This is a genomic window from Collinsella sp. An2, assembly GCF_002160065.1.
Lineage (GTDB): Bacteria > Actinomycetota > Coriobacteriia > Coriobacteriales > Coriobacteriaceae > Limicola.
Genome location: NZ_NFJW01000013.1, coordinates 1 through 23,660, shown reverse-complemented (window position 1 = coordinate 23,660; position 23,660 = coordinate 1). Strand labels below are relative to the sequence as shown.

Below are 23,660 nucleotides of genomic sequence, written 5' to 3'. Positions count from 1 at the left end.
TACAAAACGCCCGATTTTACACACAAAGAGGGCTTTTGCACGCCCCTTCAGGCTTCATGGCAGGCCTCGCTGCGCCGACGCGCATCCTGTTGCGGTGTGCAGGCCTGGCGTGCGCGCTGTCCGGATGACCCTGCGCGCCCTACAGCGTTCCAAAGATGCGGTCGCCGGCGTCGCCCAGGCCAGGCACGATGTAGGCTGCGTCGTTCAGGCATTCATCGATCGCGCAGGTGTAGATGTGTACGTTCGGGTCGGCTTCGAGAACGGTTGCCAGGCCCTGGGGAGCTGCTACCAGCACCAATAGCCTCAGGTCACACACGCCCTGTCCTCGCAGGTATTCGATGGCGGCCGTCGCCGAGCCGCCCGTTGCAAGCATGGGGTCGACCACCAGGCAGATGCGCTCGGAAATATCGCGGGGCACCTTGCAGTAATACTCATGCGGCTTGTGCGTCACCTCGTCGCGATACATGCCGATGTGGCCCACGCGCGCATCGGGCACCAGCTCAAGCAGGCCTTCCACCATCCCTAGGCCTGCGCGCAGGATGGGAAGCACGGCCAGGCGTCGGCCCGAGAGGCGCTTGCCCACGGTCGCGCAGATGGGGGTCTCGACGGGAGCATCTTCCAGCGGCAGGTCGCGGGTGGCCTCATAGCCCTCGAAGATGGCAAGCTCGCGAACCAGCTCGCGGAACTGCTTGGTGCCTGTTTCCTTATTGCGCATAAGGGTGAGCTTATGCTGCACAAGCGGGTGGTCTACAAACGTCACACGTGAGGCGTCGTAGGTATAGGTGGTGCTCGAGTCGGACATGGGCGATCTCCTTCCGATGAGGGTTCGACGCACGGTGTTGCCGAGGCGTGCCGTTCTCCGGGACGGCGCTGCTGGCAATCTCACCACTCTTCAAAGTACGCCCAGGAGGCGGGTTATGTGGCGACAAAGCGGCAGACGGTCGCAGCTGGTTCTTCGGGGGTGTCTACCGGTAGGGGATGAAGCCGGACATACAAACTTCGGTGCAGAAATGAAACCTCGGTGCAGAATCGGAAAATAGGTGCAAATGCGGCATAGAAATCCTGCTGAAAGGGCCTTATTCCGTGCAGACCTGCATCCAATTTCAGGAATTGCACCAAGGTTTCATTTCTGCACGCAACGTCGTCCGGCAAACGCGTCATCCCTGCGTGCAGCACCACACGGCAAAGCGGCGCGCTACAAGAAAGCGGCGAGGGGCCCGGCAGGACCCCTCGCCGCTTGCGGACGGTTGCTGTGCGCTGCCGACAGCACCGCTATTCGTTGGCCTCGGCGCCCTCGGTCCAGGCCTCGACGTCCTCGATGCGAATCACGCTGGCAACGCGCTCCACCACATCGAGCGCCTCCAGGTCGACGCGAGCAGAGGCCATATCACGCTCGGCGGCCTTGTGCGTCATGAACACCACCGAGCAGTGGCCCTCGCCGTCGTCCTGCAGCTGGCTGATCTGCGAAATCGAAATGCCGTGCTGTGCAAACACGTCGACGACCGGGGCGAGCGCGCCCACGCGGTCCTCGACCGAGAGGCGGATGTAGTAGCGCGTCTTCAGGTCATCGATCGAGCGCAGCGGAAGCACGCGGCCAAACGGCTCGATCTCGGCCTGCACGCGCTCGTTGTGGCTGATCGCGTCGGCGAGCGCCAGCACATCGCCCACCACGGCGCTCGCGGTGGGGAAGGAGCCCGCGCCCGCGCCGTAGAACATGGTCTCGCCCACGGCGTCACCCACCACGTACACGGCGTTCATGGCGCCGTTCACGCCGGCAAGCATGTGGTCGGCAGGAATCATGGTGGGGTGCACGCGCACGTCCACGCCGCTCTCGGTGTTGCGGGCGATACCTAAAAGCTTCACCACGTATCCCATGCTGCGCGCCTGCGCGATGTCGGCGGCAGACACGTTGCGGATACCTTCCTGGAACACGTCGTCGGTGGTGACGCGCGTGTGGAAGGCGATCGACGAGAGGATGGCCACCTTGCTTGCGGCGTCGAAGCCGTCCACGTCGGCGGTGGGGTCGGCCTCGGCGTAGCCCAGGCGCTGTGCGTCGGCGAGGACCTCGTCGAAGTCCAGGCCCTCGGCGTCCATGCGCGACAGGATGTAGTTGGTGGTGCCGTTCAGGATGCCCGCGACGGTCAGGATCTCGTTGCCCACCAGCGCGTGCTCGAGCGCGTTCACGATGGGGATGCCGCCGCCTGCAGAGGCCTCGCAGCGGATTTGCACGCCGTGCTCGGCGGCCAGGCGCGCCAGGCGCTCCACGTGGCGGCCAAGCAGGGCCTTGTTGGCGGAGACCATGTGCTTGCCCGAGGTAAGGGCGGCCTCGAAGATCTCGGTGGCGGGATGCTCGCCGCCGATGAGCTCTACGACGATGTCGATCTCGGGGTCTGCGACCACATCGTGCCAGTCCTGCGTAAAGGTGTCGCCGGTGAAGCCCAGCTCTGCCGCACGCTCGGCGTCGAGAGCGCAGGCGCGCTTGATGCGCAGGTCAATGCCATAGGCCTTGCGGTATTCGTCGCGATGGCGCGCGATGACCTTCGCCACGCCGCCGCCGACGGTCCCCAGGCCGATGAGTCCAACGTTCACGGTGCGGTCTGTATCCTGCATGCTGCCTCCTTGGATTCGTGCGCGCAGGCGCCTTCTGCCGCGGGCGGGTTCCCGGGCCGTATATTCCAGTATCCCTCATACATATACCGGTTGAGCATGAAATCGCGTTTTGCCGTGCGGCGCCTCGCGCGTGTGAAACACAGATGTAACACGCCCCCTGGCCTGGGGTTCGCGAAAAAAATGCAGGTACGACGCATAAGGCAAGCCCCCTTACCCCGCGCAGGGCTCCGTTAGACCGCTGGTACCTTACCTTTTGCCGAAAAAACGAGTACTCTAACAAAACCACCATATACAGGACATGGGGGATTTCAAGCACAACGTCTGTCCCGTGGTGGGGGTTTCTATAACGGCGCGTCCTTGTGCGGGCGCGCGCTCGAGAGGAGAGTCGCATGTCGAGCATCAACTTCAACCCTGCGGTGAGCCGCAGGAGCCTCATTATGGGTCTGGCCGGCCTGGGTGCTGCGGGCGTCCTGGCGGGCTGCAACTCCGACAACGCCGGTTCGGGCAGCACGAGCAGCTCCAGCGCGAGCGGCGCCGCCTTCAAGATCGGCGGCATCGGACCCACCACCGGCGCTACGGCGATTTATGGCAACGCTTGCAAGAACGCCATCCAGATCGCGGTTGATGAGATCAACGAAAAGGGCGGCGACATCCAGTTCGAGCTGAACTTCCAGGATGACGAGAACGACGCCGAGAAGTCGGTCAACGCATACAACAACCTGAAGGACTGGGGTATGCAGATCCTCGTGGGCACCACGACCACCGCTCCGTGCGTCGCCGTGTCCTCCGAGACGAACGCCGACAACATGTTCCAGCTGACCCCGTCTGCGTCCTCCACGGACGTCATCGGCGGCCAGCCCGACGCGGACGGCAACATCTCCACGCCGCGCAAGGACAACGTCTTCCAGATGTGCTTCACCGACCCCAACCAGGGTGCCGCGTCCGCGCAGTACATCTCCGAGCAGCAGCTGGGCTCCAAGATTGCCATCATCTACAACAACTCCGACGCCTACTCTTCGGGCATCTACAACAGCTTCAAGACCGAGGCCGACACGCTGGGCCTTTCCATCGTGTCCACCACCACGTTCACCGACGACTCCGCCACCGACTTCTCGGTGCAGCTGAACGATGCCAAGAACGCCGGCGCCGACCTGGTGTTCCTGCCCATCTACTACACCCCCATTTCGCTCATCCTCACGCAGGCGAACCAGATGGGCTTTGCCCCCAAGTGGTTCGGCGTCGACGGCATGGACGGCCTGCTCACCGTCGAGGGCTTCGACACCTCGCTCGCTGAGGGCGCCATGCTGCTGACCCCGTTCGTCGCCACCGCTACCGACTCCGCCACGCAGGACTTCGTGAAGAAGTACCAGGACGAGTACGGCGAGACCCCCAACCAGTTCGCCGCCGACGCCTATGACTGCGTCTACGCCATCCGTGATGCTCTTGAGCAGGCTGGCTGCACGCCCGACCAGGACTTCTCCGACATCTGCGACGCGCTCGTGGAGACCTTCACCTCCAGCGACTTCTCCTACACCGGCCTGACCACCGCTGGCGAGGCCGCTACCTGGTCTGACTCCGGCGAGGTTTCCAAGCAGCCGATGGGCATGGTCATCGAGAACGGCGAGTACATGCCGCTTGACGCCTAGGAGAAACCCTAGGATCGCCTCGACGATTTTCAGAGCGGAGGCTGCCCAGGAGGTGGTCTCCGCTCGCTTTGTTTTATGTCACACAGTGTGAAAGGAGGGGGGACATGGAGGTCATCGCCAATCTCATCAACGGCATGAGCCTGGGCAGCGTCTACGCGATCATCGCCCTGGGTTACACCATGGTCTACGGCATCGCTAAGATGCTCAACTTCGCACATGGCGACGTCATCATGGTTGGTGGCTATATCTGCTTCTGCGCCGTGAGCTACCTGGGCGTGCCTGCGATCGTGGGCGTGCTGCTGTCCATCGTGGGCTGCACCGTGCTGGGTATCGTCATGGAGCGTCTCGCCTACAAGCCGCTGCGCAACGCGCCTTCGCTCAACGTCCTTATTACCGCCATCGGCGTCAGCTATTTTCTGCAGAATGCCGCACTGCTCATCATGGGCTCCGACCCCAAATCGTTCTCCACGGTCATCAGCCTGCCCGCGCTGCAGCTCTTTGATGGCCGGCTCACCATCAGCTCCACCGCGGTGCTCACCATCGTGTGCTGCATCGTGATCATGGTGGCGCTGGTGATGTTTACGGGGAAGACCAAGATGGGCAAGGCCATGCGTGCCTGCTCCGAGGACCGCGACGCGGCCCAGCTCATGGGCATCAACGTGAATTCCACCATCGCGATGGTGTTCGCTATCGGCTCGGGTCTTGCGGCCGTCGCCGGCGTGCTCATGTGCTCGGCCTATCCTACGCTCATGCCCACCACCGGCTCCATGCCCGGCATCAAGGCCTTCACCGCGGCCGTTCTTGGCGGCATCGGGTCCATCCCGGGCGCCGCGCTCGGCGGCGTGCTTCTGGGCATCATCGAGATCTTCGCTCGCGCCTATATTGGTACCCAGCTTGCCGATGCCGTCGTCTTCGCCGTGCTGATCGTCGTGCTGCTGATCAAGCCCTCGGGCCTGCTTGGCAAGACCGTTCGCGAGAAAGTGTAGGTGATAGGCATGAACATCAAAGGCTTGAAGCGACAGACGCGTTCGACGCTGCTCACCTATGCCCTCGCCATCGGCGCCTTCATCGTGGTCACGCTCCTCGAGAGCGTGGGGCTTATCTCCAATTCGCTGCGCGGCCAGCTCGTGCCCATCTGCGCCTATGTGTGTCTGGCCGTTTCGCTCAACCTGGTGGTCGGCGTTTCCGGCGAGCTGTCGCTGGGACACGCGGGCTTCATGAGCGTGGGCGCCTTCACCGGCGTCATCGTGGCAACCTGCCTCACCCGCGCCGGCGTTGAGTCCGACATCCTGCTCTTCGTGGTGTCCGCCGTGGCGGGTGCCATTGCAGCCGGCATCATCGGCCTTGTGGTCGGCATCCCGGTCATGCGCCTTTCGGGCGACTACCTTGCCATCGTTACGCTGGCTTTCGGCGAGATTATCAAGAACCTGCTCAACAACTTCTATATCGGCGTGGACGATGCTGGTCTGCATTTCTCTATGACCGACTCGAGCTCGCTGGGCATGACGCAGGGCGTCGTGATTATCAACGGCCCGCGCGGCGCGGTGGGTATCGATAAGATCTCCACCTTCGTGGGCGGTGTGATCTTGGTGCTCATCACGGTCGCCGTGGTGCTCAACCTCATGCACAGCCGTAGCGGCCGTGCCATCATGGCCGTGCGCGATAACCGTATCGCTGCCGAGTCCGTGGGTATCAACGTCACCAAGTATCGCCTCATGGCCTTCGTGGTGGCCTCTGCTCTGGCCGGCGCCGCGGGCGTGCTCTACGCCATGAACTACTCTTCGATCGTGCCGTCGCAGTTCGACTTCAACACCTCGATCCTGATTCTGGTCTACGTGGTGCTCGGCGGCATGGGCAACATCTGGGGATCGGTCATCTCGGCCGCGTTCCTCACCATCCTGCCCGAGGTGCTGCGCCCCATCAACCAGTACCGCATGCTCATCTACGCCGTGGTGCTCATCCTCGTGATGGTCGTGCCGCATCTCAAGATTTACCAGCGTACCGTCGACGCCGTTCGCTCGCGCCTGCGTAAGAGCCGCCGCGAGGTGGCCGCGGAAGGGGGTGGCGCCGATGAGTAAGCTCACCGACTTCGCCGAGGCGCGCCGCAAGAGCACCAAGATGGTTCCGGTGCCCAGCGTCTCGATCATGCCCGAGCGCGACCTGGGCGAGGCCCCTGCGCTTGAGTGCGTGCATCTGGGCATCGAATTCGGCGGCCTCAAGGCCGTGGATGACTTCAACGTGACCGTGGGCAAGACCGAGATCTGCGGCCTCATCGGCCCTAACGGTGCCGGTAAGACCACCGTCTTCAACCTGCTCACCAAGGTGTATCAGCCTACGCACGGCACCATCATGGTGGGTGGCCGCGACACCGCAGGCCTGAGCCCCGCCAAGGTGAACCAGCTGGGCGTGGCGCGTACGTTCCAGAACATTCGCCTGTTCAGCTCCCTTACGGTCGAGGAGAACGTCGAGATCGGTCTGCATAACCAGATCCCATGCGGCATGGTCTCGGGCATCCTGCGCCTGCCGCGCCACTGGAAGGCCGAGCGCGAGTTCCACGACCGCGCCATGGAGCTGCTCGACATCTTTGGCATGACGGGCCTGGCCGATCACGAGGCGGGCAGCCTGCCCTACGGTGCCCAGCGCCGCCTGGAGATCGTGCGCGCGCTTGCCACGAACCCTAAGCTGCTGCTGCTCGACGAGCCGGCGGCGGGCATGAACCCCTCCGAGACCGCCGAGCTCATGGAGAACATCGTTAAGATTCGCGACCAGTTCCACATCGCAATCATGCTCATCGAGCACGACATGAACCTGGTCATGAACATCTGCGAGGGCATCTGCGTGCTCAACTTCGGCAAGATCATCGCCAAGGGCACGCCTGAGGAGATCCAGCGGAACGACGCCGTCATCGAGGCGTATCTGGGCAAGCAGAAGAAGGAGGTCGAGGCGTAAATGCTCTCCGTGTACAACATCAACGTGTGGTACGGAGCCATCCATGCCATCAAGAACATCTCCTTCGACGTCAACGACGGCGAGATCGTGGCGCTGATCGGTGCAAACGGTGCCGGCAAGTCCACCACGCTGAAGACCCTCTCCGGTCTTTTGCGCTCGCGCTCTGGCTCCATTAAGTTCATGGACCAGGACATCATGCACATGCCGGCCGAGCGCATCGTCGCCAACGGCCTGGTGCACGTGCCCGAGGGCCGTCGCGTCTTTGCGCAGATGACGGTCGAGGAGAACCTCGATATGGGTGCCTATACCCAGCCCAAGGAGACGATCGCCGATAACCTCGAGCGCGTCTACGCCCATTTCCCGCGCCTGAAGGAACGTCGCCGCCAGGTGGCCGGCACGCTTTCTGGCGGCGAGCAGCAGATGCTCGCCATGGGCCGTGGCCTTATGGCGAACCCCAAGCTGCTCATGCTCGACGAGCCTTCGATGGGCCTTGCGCCCATTATGGTCGAGCAGATTTTCGAGATCATCGAGCTGCTCCACAAGGCCGGCACGACCATTTTGCTGGTCGAGCAGAACGCTCAGGCGGCGCTTTCGATCGCGACGCGCGGCTACGTCATGGAGACGGGCACCATTACCCTCACGGGTACGGGCCAGGAGCTGCTGCACAACGACGACGTGCGAAAGGCGTATCTGGGCGGCTAGCCGACCAGAAGGGAACAGGCACGTTCTGGCTTACGTTTTTGCCCCGGTGGCCTCTGCGGCTGCCGGGGCTTTTGTCAACCTGTTATCTGCCATTGGGGACGGGTGTGCCGTTGGGGACGGGTACGGTTGGCAGGCGGGGGCGATTTGCCGTCCGCCTGCCAACCGTACCCGTCCCCAATGGCAGATGGCGAGTGCGCATATGGGTGTCGTATAATCTCGGCCAATGACGGCCTCCGGCAAACAGGGGAGAATCACCTATGGGCAATGCTGATTTCCTGCGCGAATTCTGCGCCGAGAACTTTACGCTGGTGCCACAGGCCATCGAGGCAGGGGCGCGGCGCATCGAGCTTTGTGACAACCTTGCCGTGGGCGGCACCACGCCGTCGATAGGCGTCATGGAGGTCGCGACGCTCTATGCGCACGAGCACGACGCCGCCGTCATGGCGATGATTCGCCCGCGCGGCGGGGACTTCGTCTACACCGAGGCGGAGCTGCAGGCGATGGAGGCGGACGTCTTCGCTGCCTGTGAGGCGGGTGCCGACGGTATCGTGCTGGGCTGCCTGGCCCCGGACGAGGAGGGGGCGCTCCAGCTTGATCATGCGGCTCTGACGCGTCTGGTCACACTTGCCCGAAGCGCGGCAGACGCCTTCGATATGGAGCTCGACATGACGTTTCATATGGCCTTCGACGAGCTGCCGGAAGACGCGCAGCCAGCAGCAATCGACGAGCTGGTCGATTTGGGCTTCTCGCGCATCCTGACGCACGGGGGCGCGGCCGGAACGGCTATCGAAGACAACCTGGGGCATCTGCGTGCGCTTATGGATGCCGCTGACGACCGGTTGATCATTCTGCCCGGCGCGGGCATCACCTTCCGCAATGCGGATGCGGTTGCAGAAGCCTTGGGCGCCCGAGAGCTCCATGGAACGAAGATCGTCGAGCTGTCCGCATAAATGATATGTGTGCGCAGGTTCCGATTGCCGCGCCTATGACGCGACGGTCGGTCCCTGCACAAACCACAGCAGGCGGCACGAGCCCTGCTGAAGCGAAGCGGGTTCGCACGGGTCGGGCAGCTCGATGGCGGCGGCTCCGCCGGGCTTGAAGGAAATCGCAGCGCCGGTAAGATAGGCGACCGCCTCGTTCATAAAGGGGATATGCCCCACGGCGATGACGCACGGCGCAGAGCTCGAGGCGACCTCCGCAAGGAATCCGGCGTGGTCCTGCTGCCACAGCTGCTCGCAATCGCGCATGGCGTTGTTGTCCAGAGCGCGACCCACCGCCTGGGCGGTCTGTCGGGCGCGTACGGCGGGGCTTGTCCAAATCTCGGCGCCGCTTCGCTCTTCATCCAAGAGAAGGCTAAACGTACGGTTAAATCCGTCGGGGCCTTCCAGCGCCGCGATGCCTGCGGGTGTGAGCTTGCGGTCGAAATCGACTACACCGGGTCCGGCAGGCTCCGGCTTTCCATGGCGAACAAGAACGAGCGTCCTGGACATGGCTGCTCCTTTGCAATTGAGGCTGGCATGCGGTTTTCGCGATGCCTCGCCTCCACCATCTTAGCCACCTGGGGCTTCTTTTTGACCGTTGAGGCCGCCGAATGGCGCGTGATGTTGTCACAATATTACCAACCAGGGCATTTGAGGTTATTGTTGAGGCGGGGCAAACAATGTCCCTCCCAAAGCTATGACCGGAGCATATATGGCGACATCTCGACAGACAGCGTCTCAGCATGCGCACCCGCGCGCGCCGCATCAGGGCGCCGGCGCGGGGTTTGCGGTGTCGCAGCACCCCACGCCACGCCCGGCACCCCGGACTACGTGGCGCGCTGCCTGGAAGGCGGCGACAAAGCCGGCGCCGCACGTCGACCGCGCCCGAATCAAAGACGTCGCTCACGCTCCCGCGCACCCCTCGTCGACGCGTTTTGAAAAGGGGGCGCCCGTATCTGAGACGCGGCGGCCGGCGCGCGCCTCAAGGACATCGCGCGGGGACTATCGGCCTGCCCATGCCGCCCGTTCTTGGGGACATGCACAGGTGCGTGAGGCGTCGGTGCAGGTCGAGCCCCCTGCGGTCCAGCAGCCTCTACACCCTCGCCCAGCGAGCGGCCTCGAGGGAATGCGTCATGCGTCGGGATACGTTTCGGGGGGTGTGGCGTCGTCCGGGCAGGTCGTATCGTCGACATCGGGGGCGTACCGACCGGTGGGAACGCGGTTTTCTCCCGCCCAGGTGACGCAGCCGCTGCCACGTGCACGGGTGCATGCTCCAGAGGTGCGTATGGACCGGCAAGGAGGTGTCCGGCCGGAGATGCGGTGGGCGGATGCATCAAACGCGGCTCCGCGCGAGTATGTCTCCGGGGCTTCGCGGCGGCCCATGCCCTCTGGTCCCGTGTCTTCGGCTGCCCAGCCCTCATATGGTCTGGGGATGACCGCGCGATGGCCGGCGGCACCCGCACCGACGACGGCGTCGCGTCGCTCCGGACGCGGGCATGTGCCTGCGCCTTCAAGCCGTGCGCGTCAGTCATCGCCGCGCAGGTCACAGCCTTCTCAGACACCGCGGGGTTCTGCCGCGCGTTGGGGATCGCAGCGCCAGTCGATGCGCATCCCGTCGGCGCGTCCTTCCACGCCGCTTCTGGCAGCTTGCTGGATCGCATGGGTGGCTATGGTCGGCATCGGTGTGGCATATGACATCGTTCAGGCGGGAGGGTGCACCGTCGCGCAGATCGCCGATACCGCTCCGTTCTGGTTTATCCCGGCGGGGTACGCGTATACCATGACATGGGTCATCGACCTTGGTGTGGGCATTTGGCTTGCTCGCGTATCCGTCACAGCGGAGATGAGGCCTCCCGTACGCGACGCTGCGCTCGGTCTGGTTGCAGCCGGTTGCGCGCTGGGTGCGGCATGGCAGGTGCTGTGGTGCTCGGGGCTCGACGTGCTTTCCACGATTGTGGCCGTGTTGCAATGGGCATCTGTCGCCGGCGCCTTCGTATGGGAGCGCATAACAGGGGAGTGGACCCGCTGGATGCCGTTTTCTGCGTGGGGCGGATGGCTTGCCGTGTTGATGGCGTCCTGCGTGTCTGGCGTAGCGGCCCAAGGCGCCGGCACGGATCCGGTTGCCGCCGGGGCGGGAACGATGTTTACGGCCGCGGCGCTCCTTGCCGTCTCGTACCTCATGCGCAGGCTGTGTGATGACGTCGCCTTCGGCATTGCCGTTGTCTGGGGCGTGGTGGGCGTAGGTATCCATGTGATGCCGTACTCCTTGATGGCGGGGGCATTCGTGCTGGTGATAGCGGCGGTGGGAGCTGTTGGCGCCCTGGTGCCGTGGGAGACCCTGCGCCCGACGCAGCAGGGATTTGCAACGGGCACGCGCGGCGGCGCGGCGCGTACGTATGGCGCGTCGGCACCGGCGCCGCGCCCTTCGCACAGGCCGGCGACGCGTGTGGTGAGCGCGCCGGTTCCCGCGCGCTCGGAGCGGCGCCGCCAAGAGCCGACATTGCGTGCGTCAAGTCGGTTCTAGGGAGCGCTGCCCGCGATAGGGTGCGTCCTCCGTGAGCGCGCCGTGGGACAACCCCATGCGTGAAAGCTGCCGCCGGTCCTGCGAACGAGCCCGCTCGCCGGGCGGCACAGTGGGTCTGTCCGGGCCACAGGGTATAATGACCGGCGAACAACAGCTCGGCTCGCCGCAGCGGGCCATATACAAGGACGTTCGCTATGACAAGCGCATCTTTTACGCGCGGTTGCGTGCCATGCTGCCGCGCTCTGCCACATATCGCGGCACCTGTCCGCGCAGCCATCGCCGCCATGCGGCAAATCGCTTGGGGCAGGTGGTAGCCATGGCATCGCTTAAGACCACGCATCGTTGGGTCGTTTCTCCGCAGAACCCCCGCCTTGCCGACGAACTTGCCACGCAGCTCCAGGTCGCGCCTCTCGTGGCGCGAATCATGGTGGCGCATGGCATCCAGTCGGTCGAGGAGGGGAGGCTCTTCCTCACCCCTTCGCTCGAGCGCGACTGGGCAGACCCGCTCTCCATCCCGGGCATGTCCGAGGTCGCCGACCGTGTGGATGCCGCTATCGAGTCGGGCGAGGACATCGCCGTGTTCGGGGACTTCGACGTGGACGGCATCACGTCGACCTGCCTGCTTACCGAAGCGCTGCAGGAGCTTGGCGCCCGGGTGCACGCGTTCATTCCACACCGGTTCGACGAGGGCTACGGCCTCTCTGAGGCGGCGCTCGACCGCGTGGTCAAGGCGTGCGCCCCGTCGCTGGTCATCACGGTGGACAACGGCATTGCCGCCCGCGATGAGGTGGCGTATCTCAGCGAGCGCGGCATCGACCTGGTGGTGACCGACCACCACGAGCCAGCCGACATGGTGCCGCAAGGCGTTCCGCTCACGGACCCCAAGCTCGTCCCCTTCGGACCCTCGCACGAGCTTGCTGGCGCGGGCGTCGCGCTCAAGCTGGTGGACGTGCTGGGGACGCGCCGCGGCAAACCCCAGCTGTGGCGGCGCTATACCGAGGTCGCCGCGCTTGGAACGGTTTCGGACATGATGCCGCTTACGCCCGAGAACCGCGCTCTTGTGGCCGACGGCATCGCCCAGATGCGCGCCACGTCGCGTCCGGGCTTTGTGGCGCTTGCCGCGCTTACCAAGACGGATTTGTCGACGATTACGGCGGACGCGCTCTCGTTCTCGCTCATCCCACGGCTCAACGCGGCGGGGCGCATGGCCGACCCGACGCTCGCCCTCGACCTGCTGCTGGAGCGCGACCCCGTGGAGGCCGGTCGCCTGGCGGCAAAGCTGGAGCAGATCAACCAAGAGCGGCGCGACATAGAGGCGCACCTTACCGACGACGCCATGGCCAAGGTCGAGGAGACCTATACCGGCGGACGGGTGATCGTGGTGGGTGGAGAAGGCTGGCACGAGGGCGTGAAGGGCATCGTGGCAAGCCGTCTGGTCAATCGGTATCACGTGCCCTGCCTGCTCTTTTCAATCGAAGACGGCGTCGCGCGCGGTTCGGGTCGCTCGGTGGGAACGGTGAATTTGTTCGAGGCGGTGGAGCAGTGCTCCGATCTGCTCACGCGGTTCGGCGGGCATGCCGGCGCGGTGGGCGTCACCCTTCCTGCCGAGAACCTCGATGCGCTTCGCGAGCGCATGGATGCCGTGCTCTCTGAGCTGCCTGCCGAAGCCTTTGAGGATACCGGCGAGGTCGCGGCGACCGTCTCACTCTCGGAGCTCGACATCGACACGGTCGAGCAGATTTCGATCTTGGAGCCGTTTGGCCAGGGCAACCGGGTGCCGCTGCTGGCGGCGACGGGCGTCACCATGCAGGACCGTGCCGTCGTGGGCCGCACGGGCGATCACATCCGCTTCACGGCGACCGACGGCGTGGCGAGTGTGCCCGCCATCATGTTCCGTGCGCCCGACGTCGATGCCCTGTGTGCCTGCGACAGCGTGGTCGATTTGGTATTCGAGGCGGTCGCCGAGCATTGGCAGGGCAGGGTGAAGCCCAAGCTCATGGTGAAGGACATTCTGCGCCGCACCTGCGACGATGCGCCCGCCGGCGCCGCCCAGGGCGCAGGTGCCCCGGGTAGCGCCTCCGATGCGGCGCTCGCCAAGGGGGAGCCGTCCCAGGGCGGCCGGCCCTGTGCCCAGCCGTCCGCGGTTCCCGATGCCTCTGCGGCAGACCTTGCCGCTCGGGGTGCCGAGCGGCGCGCCATGCTTGCAAATCTGTCCTACGACGAGCTTACCCGTACGTTGCTGCATACGTTTATCGGTGCCGCCGAGCCGCATCGCGCCCAGGTCGAGGCCCTCGACGCCTTGAAGCGAGGCGAGAGCGTGCTCGCCGTCATGGGGACGGGGCGCGGCAAATCGCTTATCTTCCAGGTGCATGCCGTGCGCGAGGCCGTGCTGAACGGTCGCGCCAGCGTCTTCGTATATCCCCTGCGCGCGCTCGTGGCCGACCAGGCCTATCACCTGGCTTCCGTCTGCGGCAAGCTGGGTGTTCGCGTGGCCGTGCTTACCGGCGAGAGCGTCCAGGCGGCGCGCGATGCCGCCTTTGCCGGGCTCGAGTCCGGCTCGGTGGACATCGTGCTCACGACCCCGGAGTTCCTGTCCATCCACCGCAGCCGGTTTGCCCGCGCGCGGCGCGTGGGCTTCGTGGTGGTGGACGAGGCGCACCATGCGGCAGGTGCCAAAGGCGGCGACCGAACCGCCTATCAGGACCTTCCTCAGGTGCTCGAGGATCTAGGGCGCCCCTGCGTCTTGGCTGCCACGGCGACAGCCGACACCTCCGTCGCGCGTGAGATCTGCCGCCTGGCGGGTATCGACCGCGTGGTGGTGGACGGCACGGTGCGCGAGAACCTGGACATCGAAGATGACCGCGACCTTGCAAGCCGCGAAAACCGCCTGGTCTCCATCGTGGCCACGGGCGAGAAGTGCGTCGTGTACGTCAACTCGCGCGACCAGTCGTTGTCGCTCGCCCGCACGCTGCGCAAGCGCGTTCCCGAGCTCGCGGGTTCGGTGGCGTTTTACAACGCAGGGCTCACCCGCTCGGATCGCGCGCGGGTGGAGGACGCCTTCCGGTCGGGGGCGCTGTCGTGCATCGTGTCGACATCGGCGTTCGGCGAGGGCGTGAACCTGCCAGATATCCGCCACGTGGTGCTCTACCACATGCCGTTCTCGGCGACTGAGTTCAACCAGATGAGCGGCCGCGCAGGGCGCGATGGCGCTCCGGCGTCCATCCACCTGTTGTATTCTGCCCGCGATGCCCGCATCAACGAGCGCATGCTGGATGCGGCGGCCCCCGAGCGGGACGAGCTGGTGACGCTCTATCGCGCGCTTCAGACCATGTGGCGCGCCAATCGCGGCAAGACGGGGGAGGGGAGCTTCCAGGCCAGCGACCTGGACATCGCCAACATGTGCCTTGCCATCGACGCGCGAACTCCTGTGGACGAGCGCAGCGTGGGCAGCGGCCTGGCGATCTTCGAGGAGCTTGGTTTCGCGCAGGTTTCCGGCCACGACGAGGGACGGCGCATCCATATGGCCGAAAACCCTGGGCGTATGGCGCTGACCAGCTCTATCAGGTATCTGGAGGGGCTGCATGCCCGCGTCGCCTTTACGGCGTTTCGCCGCTGGGCGCTTGAGGCACCGGCTCATGATATGCTTGCACGAGTGAATCGCCCGATCGTCCCTCGGGCGTGAGAACATCGAGGTAAGGGGGCGACTATGGACGCAGCTTCCCGCGCGGCGCACGATGCATCCCTGCAGCCGTTCGACAAGATGGTGCTCTATACCCGGGCGGATGACCTCCCGCCCGAGATTCAGGCCGACAACTACGACAAACTCGCGCAGCTCTGCGGCAAGTACATGAGCGACGAGGATGGCGCCAAGGTCGAGCACGCCTATTGCTTCGCGGCGGAAAAGCACTCCAACCAGAAGCGTCGCTCCGGTGAGCTCTACATCAACCATCCCGTAGAGGTCGCGATTATTCTGGCCGAGCTCAAGATGGACTGCGACGTGGTGTGCGCGGCGCTGCTCCATGACACCGTCGAGGACACCGAGACATCGCTTGCGGACGTCGCGGGCATCTTCGGCGATACCGTCGCCGAGCTCGTCGACGGGGTGACGAAGCTCACCAACATCGAAGTCGACAGCATGGACGAGAAGCAGGCGCTCAACCTGCGAAAGATGTTCCTCGCCATGTCGAAGGACATTCGCGTCATCATCGTGAAGCTCGCCGACCGTCTACACAACATGCGTACGCTTGCGGCGTTGCGCGAGGATCGGCGGCTCTTCAAGGCGCGCGAGACCATGGACGTCTACGCGCCGCTCGCCGACCGCCTGGGCATGAGCTCCATCAAGTGGGAGCTCGAGGACCTCTCGTTCTTCTATCTGGAGCCGGACGCCTACCAGCGCATCGCACGCATGGTGGCGGAGTCGCGCGAGGTGCGTGAACGGTTCCTGGCCGAGACCATAAAGACACTTACCGACGAGCTCAAAAGCGCCGGCCTCACCGATTTTCAGATCAACGGGCGCTCCAAGCACTACTGGTCCATCTATCAGAAGATGCGCCGCAAGGGCAAGGAGTTCTCAGAGATCTACGACCTCGTGGCGTTGCGCGTCATCTGCCGTACGGTGGGCGATTGCTACTCTGCGCTGGGTGCGGTGCACTCCCTGTGGCATCCTATGCCGGGCAGGTTCAAAGACTATATCGCCATGCCCAAGCTCAACAACTACCAGAGCCTGCACACCACGGTCATCGGACCCACGGCGCGCCCGCTCGAGATCCAGATTCGCACCTACGAGATGCACGAGCAGGCCGAATACGGCATCGCCGCCCACTGGCTCTATAAGAAGTCGGGCGGGTCGTCGGCTACGAAGTCGCTCGACGCCCAGCGGCTCGACGACCAGATTAACATGCTCAAGCATTCGCTTGACTGGGTCGCCTCCGACGAGATCGAGGACCCCAAGGAGTTCCTGCACTCCCTCAAGGTGGACCTGTACGACCAGGAGATCTTTGTCTTCACCCCCAAGGGCGAGGTCATGAGCCTGCGCGCGGGCTCTACGCCGCTCGACTTCGCCTACGCCGTCCACACCGAGGTGGGCAACCACTGCGTTGGCGCCAAGGTGAACGGCGTGGTCGCGCCGCTGACGCACGTGTTGCTCACCGGCGACCGGGTGGAGATCCTCACCAACAAGAATGCCAAGCCGTCGCGCGACTGGCTGAACATCGTCAAGACGCCGTCGGCGAAGTCCAAGATTCGTCGGTATTTTGCTGCGGCGACCAAGGACGAGGATGCCGCGGCCGGACGAGAGATCCTGGCAAAGGACCTGCGCAAGCGCGGATATGGCATCTCGACGCCGCGCTCTACGCGCGCCCTCAACACGGTCTGCGAGCAGCTCAACTACAAGCAGCTCGAGGACCTGTTCGCCGCGGTGGGGTCCGGCAAGGTCGCTCCGCGCATGGTGGGCAACAAGGTGGCGCACATCTTGGACCCCAAGCCCGAGGTGACGGCCCCGGCCGTCGAGGCAATCGCGGCTTCGCATCCCGCACGCGGCTCCAACCGCCGTCCTCGCAAGAACAAGGGTAACTCCGGCGTCGTGGTGAAGGGGTCGCCCGATGCAGGGCTGCTCGTGCGCCTGGCGCATTGCTGCAACCCCGTTGCGGGCGACGACATCGTGGGTTTCATCACCCGTGGGCGCGGCGTCTCGGTGCATCGAGCCAACTGCCCTAACGTGAAGGGCCTCATGGAGCACCCCGAGCGCATGATCGCCGTGGAGTGGGACAACGCTGCCGACGCGCTGTTCCAGGTAGAGATCGTGGTCGAGTGTCTCGACCGCATGGGCCTGCTCAAGGACGTGACGATCGCCATCGGCGATGCCGGTGCGAACATCCTGTCGGCATCGACCTCCACGAATCGCGAGGGCATTGCCACCCTGCGTTTTCTGGTCGAGATTTCCGACGCGAGCGGTCTGGACCCGCTGTTGGCGGCCATCAGCCGTGTCGAGAGCGTCTACGATGCTCGCCGCCTCATGCCCGGCGAAGGCTCCAAGACCATGAAGCGTCGCGGGTAGACGGACAGGCTCGCCATTGGGGACGGGTACAGTTGGCGAATGCCTCGGTACACCGCCGCGCCTGCCAACTGTACCCGTCCCCAATGGCGAGCTACACATACCTGTTTGAAAGGATTCCCATGGATACGCAGACGTCCATCCTCGACCTCACACCGCACGGCTCGATCGATATCGAGTGCGTGGTGAACGGTCCCATTGAGACCAACACCTATTTCATCACAAGCAAAGGCGAGGCCTTGGTCATCGACCCCGCCTGGGATGGCGAGGCGCTCGTCGCCGACTTTTCGCATCGCCATCCGGATGTGGAGCTGCGAGGCATCGTGTGCACGCACGGTCATGCCGACCATGTGGGAGGCGTCGCCGGCATCCGGCGCGCGCTGGGGGAGGAGACGCCGTTTGTCCTTTCGGGCGAGGACGTTCCCATGGTGCGCGCCAACATCGATCACCAGCGCCAGAAGTGGGGCATCGAGACCGAAGACCCCGGCGAGCCGAGCCGCCTGGTCACCGAGGGGGATGTCATCGCGGTGGGCGACGTGCATCTGCAGGTCGTGGCCACACCGGGCCATACGCCGGGCGGCGTGGTGCTGTTTGCGGCGACGGAAGACGGCCCCGTGGCGTTTGTGGGCGATACGCTGTTTCCAGGAAGCCACGGCCGCACCGACCTCGAGGGCGGAGACGAGGGCGCCATCATGAAGTCGCTCGCAAAGCTGGGGACGGTGCTGCCGCCCGAGACGCGCTGCTTTGTGGGCCATGGCCCCGCAACCACGATCGCCTCCGAGCTTGCCGGCAACCCCTTCATGGTGCGGGCGCTGCACGAGCACGCACGGCGCGAGGGGCGTTAGCGCGCGCGATCATCTTCGTCGCAAGAATGCGCTCCGCGAGGCCATTCCATCGGTATGGCTCTGAGCCAGCGTGGTAAAATGCGAACTGTTTTAGGGCAATCCTGATATGGGAGGTTTTCTATGCTCGTCAATGCAACTGACATGCTCAAGAAGGCCGAGGCTGGCCACTACGGTCTGGGCGCGTTCAACACGAACAACCTGGAGTGGACCCTCGCCATCCTGCAGGCCGCCGAGGAGGCCAAGTCCCCGCTCATCATGCAGTGCACTGGTGGTGCCGCCAAGTGGATGGGCAGCTACAAGGTCTGTGCCGACATGGTGAAGGCTTGCGTCGAGGCCCTGGGCATCACGGTGCCGGTGGCCCTGCACCTCGATCACGGTTCCTATGAGGACTGCTTCAAGTGCATCGAGGCCGGCTTCACCTCCGTCATGTATGACGGCAGCCACGAGGAGACCTTCGAGCTCAACCTCGAGCGCACCGCCGAGGTCGTGAAGGTCGCCCACGAGAAGGGCATCTCCGTCGAGGCCGAGGTCGGCGGCATCGGTGGCACCGAGGACGGCGTCACCTCCAACGGCGAGCTCGCCGATCCCGAGCAGTGCAAGGCCATCGCCGACCTGGGCGTCGACTTCCTCGCCTGCGGCATCGGCAACATCCACGGCGTGTATCCCGCGGATTGGGCCGGCCTGTCCTTCGAGCGTCTGAGCGAGATCAAGGCCCTCACCGGCGACCTGCCGCTCGTGCTGCATGGCGGCACCGGCATCCCGGAGGACCAGATCAAGAAGGCCATCTCCATGGGCGTTGCGAAGATCAACGTGAACACCGACCTCCAGCTCGCCTTCGCCAAGGCTACGCGCGGCTACATCGAGGCCGGCTCCGATCAGCAGGGCAAGGGCTACGATCCGCGTAAGCTCCTCAAGCCTGGTCGCGAGGCCATCGTCGCCCGCACCAAGGAGCTCATGGCCGAGTTCGGTTCGGTGAACCAGGCGTAAACCGCCTGCTTTGAGGCTGCTCAGGAGGCCCCGAAGGGTTTTCGTGATACGTTTTGCCCGCCATAGTGCAGGCATGACGGATGTCGCGGAGGCTCTCGGGGCCTCCTTCTGTTTCTGTGCGTTCGATACTCGATGAGGTATGCAGATTCGATAGCCGAGGCGACATTCACCGCTTCGCTCCGACGCCGGGGATAAGCTGCCCGCACGCGCCGCCAGGCCTGCCCCAAGATCGAGCGCCCCTCCTCGGCGTACTGCCTGGGGCAATGGCTGCCTGCGAAAACGGGATGTCGCAGAACTCCGGAGAGAGGCGTATCCTATCGAACGAGTGCAATAAACCTGTAGGCGTCAACAGGCAGTGCGGCGTCTCGGATGGACGGTGGAGGTAACACGCCGATGGCGATTGTATGCAACTATCCGGATAAGGACGAGCTGGTAGACGTCGGGCCGGTCGGCTCGACAGACGACGTCTCAAACGATGACTATCGATACTTGGACGTGGGCCTTCCGCCCGAGATCGCGCGTCTCAAGGCCGCCGGCCATTTGGACGAGGCCATCGCAGAGTGCACGCGCGTCATCGAATCGGGCGTCCAGCCCGAGCTCGAGGCGTGTCTGCGTGTCGAGCGGCACCGCATGGGGCGCCTTGCCCGACAGTTCAGCGTCACGCGCGACCGCGCGCTCGAGCTCATTCGTGCCGAGTGGCCCCCCTTTACCGAAGACGATCTTGACCGCCTGGTGCGCACGCGCCGCATGGATTGGCGCTTTATCGATGGAGAGCAGCGCTTCTTGAAGAACCTCCTCGACTCCTTGCGCGTATATCCCGCCGAGGTCCCGGGTCTCAAGCCCGAGCCTCCCGCGGACATCGCCGCTCGTGACGCCATGCTTGCCCGTATGCGTGCAGATGGGCAGGCCGAGCGTGCCATCACGTTGCGCGCCCGCATCGAGGTGCCGGGAGCTTTGCCGGGAGAGACGGTCCGCGCGTGGCTGCCTTTGCCGGCGGCGTCATTCCAGCAGTCGGACATCCAGGTGCTCGATGCGACGCCGGGAGCTCAGATTGCTCCTGAGGATGTTCCGGCGCGCACCGTGTACTGGGAGTCTACCGACAGGCGCGCGTTCGAGGTCACCTATCGCTACCGTATCTGCGCACCCTATGTCGACACGCTCGCGCCCGCACCGGCGCAGCACGCTGTCGCCGATCCCGATCCTGCCTACACTTCGGCAGATCTTGCCGAGCAGCGTCCGCACATTCGCTTCACACCCTATCTGCAGGCTTTGACCGCGCGTGTGGTCGCAGACATAGAACGCCCGATCGATCGAGCACGGGCCATCTACGACTACATCACCCGCAACGTGGACTATCGCTATCAGCCTGCCTACGCCCAGCTTGACGATATTGCGGACTCCTGCGCCAAGTCCCTGCGAGGGGACTGCGGCGTGTTCGCGCTCACGTTTATCACCATGTGCCGCATCGCCGGGATTCCCGCTCGCTGGCAGAGCGGACTCTACGTTGCCCCCGACCATGTGGGGCCGCACGATTGGGCCCAGTTCTACACCGATGAGTATGGCTGGCTGTGGGCGGACTGCTCGTTTGGCTCGTCTGCACGCCGTACCGGCGACGAGGCACGCCGTCTCCACCACTTCGGTAACCTCGACCCCTGGCGCATGGTTGCGAACGGGGCGTTTCAGGCCGAGCTCACACCGCCGGCCGACGGAATCCGCTGGGATCCCTTCGACAACCAGACAGGGGAGGCGAGCGTCGACGGGCGAGGCTGTGACGACTGCGAGATGGCCCGCTCGGTCGAGCTCATAAGCCTCGAGGAGGCCTGATTGTCGGGAGGTCTCATGGCCTGCGCGCATCAACTGTGGTACCATGTGCCGGTACGCACTGGTACACAGGCGATAAGCCCGGCCATACGAGCCTGAGTGGCGGAATTGGCAGACGCAGCGGACTCAAAATCCGCCGGTGGCAACACCATAAGAGTTCGAGTCTCTTCTCAGGCACCACACTTCTCAGGGCTTTCGTGGTCTTGTGATGAAGAGCTATGGCCTGTGCTATCATTCGCTCTGCATCGCGCAAGCGATGTTTGCAAAGTGGGACCTGCGGGTCCCCACCTTTCGGCGCCTTAGAGCAGCTGTCTGGTCTTCACAACAAACAGGTATGCGGCAGCGTTTGCTGCCGTTTCTTCGAGTGTGTGAACCCGGATGTCTCTTGGAGGCTCCGGGTCATTTCATTTGTAGGGAGGTAAGGAAAATAGCTAAGCACGATGACACGCGCATCAATGACGAGATCACCGCTACCAGGTGCCGCCTGATCGGTGTCGATGGATCCCAGCTGGGTCTCTTCGGCATTCGTGACGCGCAGCGTGTTGCCGACGAGCAGGGTCTTGACCTTGTCGAGATCGCGCCGAACGCAGACCCTCCGGTCTGCCGCGTGATGGATTACGGCAAGTACAAGTACCAGCAGGCCATGAAGGCCAAGGCGGCTCGTAAGAACCAGTCTCGCGTCGAGGTCAAGGAGATGAAGTTCCGTCCCAAGATCGACGTGGGCGACTATGAGACCAAGAAGGGCCATGTGTTGCGCTTCCTCAAGAAGGGCGCACGCGTGAAGATCACCATCATGTTCCGCGGCCGCGAGATGGCGCACCCGGAGCAGGGCCTGAACGTGCTCGAACGACTCGCCGATGACCTGAAGCCCTACGCAACGGTCGAATCCGCACCCAAGCTGGAAGGGCGCAACATGCTCATGTTGCTTGCCCCCATCAAGGGAGCGTTTGACGAGAAGCCTTCCAAAAGCGATGGCGACAAGTAGTTCTGCAAGCGATTAAGGAGAAGTCCATGCCTAAGATGAAGTCCCACAGCGGTACCAAGAAGCGCTTCCGCGTGACCGGTTCCGGCAAGATCATGCGTGGCAAGGCTTATAAGAGCCACATCCTCACCAAGAAGACCACCAAGCGTAAGCGTGGTTTCCGTCAGGAGGCCACTGTGTCCTCCGCCGACCGCAAGACCGTCGTTTCGCGTCTCGCGTAGATTCCCTTCCACCGTTCACGTTCTTTCCCCTACGAGGAGTTGATGAGATATGGCACGCATCAAGCGCGCAGTGTCTGCTAAGAAGAAGCGCCGTACCGTTATGAGCCGTGCGAAGGGTTACTACGGTGCCGCTTCGCGTACGTACAAGCATGCTAAAGAGCAGGTCCAGCACTCCCTGCAGTATCAGTATCGTGACCGTCGCGCCAAGAAGCGCGAGATCCGCAGCCTGTGGATCACCCGCATCAACGCTGCTGCGCGCATGAACGATATGTCCTACTCGCAGTTCATGCACGGCCTGAAGCTCGCCGGCATCGTGCTCGACCGCAAGGTGCTCGCTCAGATGGCCTGCGAGGATATCGAGTCGTTCAACGAGCTCACCGCGATCGCCAAGAAGGCGCTCGAGGCCTAAGAGGTCAAAACATATACGGATGCACGTGTGTGTCCGAGCTCACAGCGGGTCGCTTCGGCGGCTCGCCGTTTTTGTATGTGAAGGAAGACGTACATGGGGAAGCGCTCTATATAGGGCGAGAGGTCTTGATACGCGGAGGCGGTCTATATGAGAAGTGTCCTTTCGCAGCGGACTGTTCCAGGTTGCGGGCAGCATGTCTTTTGCTGGAATCTGCGCCGCAGCAAACGAGGTTCCTCTTTTGCGGCAAATCACACGCTTGGGTTGAGCTTGGGCTGAGTTTTGCAGCAGATCACACGCTTGCGCCGAGCCTGGGCTGAGTTTTGTAGCAAATCACACGCTCGACCACCTTCCAGGGTACCTCGTTCGTGTGGATTGCCACAAAACGTATTCAGCGCGTGTGGATTGCCGCAAAACGTTTCCGATTCGAAGGAATTGCAGCGGCTTTCTTCCGATGCTGAGGTTTGTAACAGAAACTTGTATAGAGCCTCTTGATAGGGCGCGTTAGACGAGTGGGCGCTACTTCTTAATGAGAAACCAGGAATAGGGGATGAAGCTACCTGGGGAAATGCCGATTATGAGAGCGATGTCTATCCCTATGGCGAAGCAGGGAAGTTAGAAAAGAGGGCTGCTCCAAGTACCCCAGAATTGTGTAGACCCCGTGGAGACGCCGATTCCCGCCCCCGGCGGGGCCCGGGTCTGGCAACATATCCCCTTGCCGCGCGGCCCAGGGCCGCGGGGCGTGCACCTTGAGAACCGGATACCGCGAGGGAGGACCAGGGGGAGAACCCCGGGTCCTGCCGAGGACAGACTGACAACACCATCTTCCAGATGCGAAGGGATACAAGTCGTACAGGATCGAGGACACGCCGGCGGGGACGCCGGCGGCCCGCGGTTCCTACCAGACGGATATTCGATAACTAAGACGCATACAG

At 63.8% G+C, this 23,660-nt stretch carries 18 protein-coding genes and 1 tRNA gene; 16 read left to right on the top strand and 3 right to left on the bottom strand.

Annotated elements, in window-relative coordinates:
* Positions 1 to 139: 139 nt before the first annotated feature.
* Both upp and B5F33_RS08390 read right to left on the bottom strand, forming a co-directional pair.
* Positions 140 to 802, bottom strand: coding sequence for a uracil phosphoribosyltransferase (gene upp / locus B5F33_RS08395; RefSeq protein ID WP_087411362.1), 663 nt, complete (start codon positions 800 to 802; stop codon positions 140 to 142).
* Between the two features lie 470 nt (positions 803 to 1,272).
* On the bottom strand, positions 1,273 to 2,610 hold the full coding sequence (locus B5F33_RS08390) for a homoserine dehydrogenase (RefSeq protein WP_087411361.1): 1,338 nt from the start codon (positions 2,608 to 2,610) through the stop codon (positions 1,273 to 1,275).
* Positions 2,611 to 2,999: 389 nt separating this feature from the next.
* On the opposite strand from B5F33_RS08390, the gene B5F33_RS08385 reads away from it, so the two are divergent.
* From B5F33_RS08385 to B5F33_RS08360, 6 genes are all read left to right on the top strand, one after another.
* On the top strand, positions 3,000 to 4,256 hold the full coding sequence (locus B5F33_RS08385; RefSeq protein ID WP_087411360.1) for an ABC transporter substrate-binding protein: 1,257 nt from the start codon (positions 3,000 to 3,002) through the stop codon (positions 4,254 to 4,256).
* 104 nt (positions 4,257 to 4,360) lie between these two features.
* Positions 4,361 to 5,242 (top strand): branched-chain amino acid ABC transporter permease, encoded by an 882-nt coding sequence (locus B5F33_RS08380; RefSeq protein WP_087411359.1) that lies wholly within the window; start codon positions 4,361 to 4,363, stop codon positions 5,240 to 5,242.
* Positions 5,243 to 5,251: 9 nt separating this feature from the next.
* Positions 5,252 to 6,334, top strand: a complete 1,083-nt coding sequence (locus B5F33_RS08375; RefSeq protein ID WP_087411358.1) for a branched-chain amino acid ABC transporter permease — start codon at positions 5,252 to 5,254, stop codon at positions 6,332 to 6,334.
* Positions 6,327 to 7,205, top strand: a complete 879-nt coding sequence (locus tag B5F33_RS08370) for an ABC transporter ATP-binding protein (RefSeq protein WP_087411357.1) — start codon at positions 6,327 to 6,329, stop codon at positions 7,203 to 7,205. The genes B5F33_RS08375 and B5F33_RS08370 overlap by 8 nt, the downstream gene beginning before the upstream one ends.
* Positions 7,206 to 7,907 carry an ABC transporter ATP-binding protein gene (locus B5F33_RS08365; RefSeq protein ID WP_087411356.1) on the top strand — a complete coding sequence of 234 codons (702 nt, stop codon included), beginning with the start codon at positions 7,206 to 7,208 and terminating at the stop codon, positions 7,905 to 7,907. It abuts the gene before it with no gap.
* A gap of 257 nt (positions 7,908 to 8,164) precedes the next feature.
* Positions 8,165 to 8,857 carry a copper homeostasis protein CutC gene (locus B5F33_RS08360; protein WP_087411355.1) on the top strand — a complete coding sequence of 231 codons (693 nt, stop codon included), beginning with the start codon at positions 8,165 to 8,167 and terminating at the stop codon, positions 8,855 to 8,857.
* 33 nt (positions 8,858 to 8,890) lie between these two features.
* On the opposite strand, the gene B5F33_RS08355 is transcribed toward B5F33_RS08360, so the two are convergent.
* Positions 8,891 to 9,397, bottom strand: a complete 507-nt coding sequence (locus tag B5F33_RS08355) for a histidine phosphatase family protein (RefSeq protein ID WP_087411354.1) — start codon at positions 9,395 to 9,397, stop codon at positions 8,891 to 8,893.
* 1,159 nt (positions 9,398 to 10,556) lie between these two features.
* Here B5F33_RS08355 and B5F33_RS08350 point away from each other — a divergent pair.
* The 10 genes from B5F33_RS08350 (at position 10,557) to rplT (ending at position 22,728) form a co-directional block, all read left to right on the top strand.
* The gene (locus B5F33_RS08350; RefSeq protein ID WP_087411353.1) at positions 10,557 to 11,411 is read left to right on the top strand and encodes a hypothetical protein; all 855 of its coding nucleotides are present in this window, start codon (positions 10,557 to 10,559) and stop codon (positions 11,409 to 11,411) included.
* A 316-nt stretch (positions 11,412 to 11,727) separates the two neighbouring features.
* Positions 11,728 to 15,093: a single-stranded-DNA-specific exonuclease RecJ gene (gene recJ / locus B5F33_RS08345; protein ID WP_087411376.1), complete on the top strand. Its 3,366-nt coding sequence runs from the start codon at positions 11,728 to 11,730 to the stop codon at positions 15,091 to 15,093.
* A gap of 24 nt (positions 15,094 to 15,117) precedes the next feature.
* On the top strand, positions 15,118 to 17,466 hold the full coding sequence (locus B5F33_RS08340; protein WP_087411352.1) for a bifunctional (p)ppGpp synthetase/guanosine-3',5'-bis(diphosphate) 3'-pyrophosphohydrolase: 2,349 nt from the start codon (positions 15,118 to 15,120) through the stop codon (positions 17,464 to 17,466).
* Positions 17,467 to 17,585: 119 nt separating this feature from the next.
* Positions 17,586 to 18,308 carry an MBL fold metallo-hydrolase gene (locus B5F33_RS08335; protein ID WP_087411351.1) on the top strand — a complete coding sequence of 241 codons (723 nt, stop codon included), beginning with the start codon at positions 17,586 to 17,588 and terminating at the stop codon, positions 18,306 to 18,308.
* A 120-nt stretch (positions 18,309 to 18,428) separates the two neighbouring features.
* Entirely contained in the window at positions 18,429 to 19,295 is an 867-nt protein-coding gene (gene fba / locus B5F33_RS08330; protein WP_087411350.1) for a class II fructose-1,6-bisphosphate aldolase, read from the top strand.
* Positions 19,296 to 19,688: 393 nt separating this feature from the next.
* On the top strand, positions 19,689 to 21,119 hold the full coding sequence (locus tag B5F33_RS08325) for a transglutaminase-like domain-containing protein (protein WP_087411349.1): 1,431 nt from the start codon (positions 19,689 to 19,691) through the stop codon (positions 21,117 to 21,119).
* Between the two features lie 90 nt (positions 21,120 to 21,209).
* Positions 21,210 to 21,296 (top strand) — tRNA-Leu (locus tag B5F33_RS08320).
* Positions 21,297 to 21,450: 154 nt separating this feature from the next.
* Entirely contained in the window at positions 21,451 to 22,101 is a 651-nt protein-coding gene (infC, locus tag B5F33_RS08315; protein ID WP_087411348.1) for a translation initiation factor IF-3, read from the top strand.
* 26 nt (positions 22,102 to 22,127) lie between these two features.
* Positions 22,128 to 22,319 carry a 50S ribosomal protein L35 gene (rpmI, locus tag B5F33_RS08310; protein ID WP_087411347.1) on the top strand — a complete coding sequence of 64 codons (192 nt, stop codon included), beginning with the start codon at positions 22,128 to 22,130 and terminating at the stop codon, positions 22,317 to 22,319.
* A gap of 49 nt (positions 22,320 to 22,368) precedes the next feature.
* Positions 22,369 to 22,728, top strand: coding sequence for a 50S ribosomal protein L20 (gene rplT / locus B5F33_RS08305; protein ID WP_087411346.1), 360 nt, complete (start codon positions 22,369 to 22,371; stop codon positions 22,726 to 22,728).
* Positions 22,729 to 23,660 lie beyond the last annotated feature (932 nt).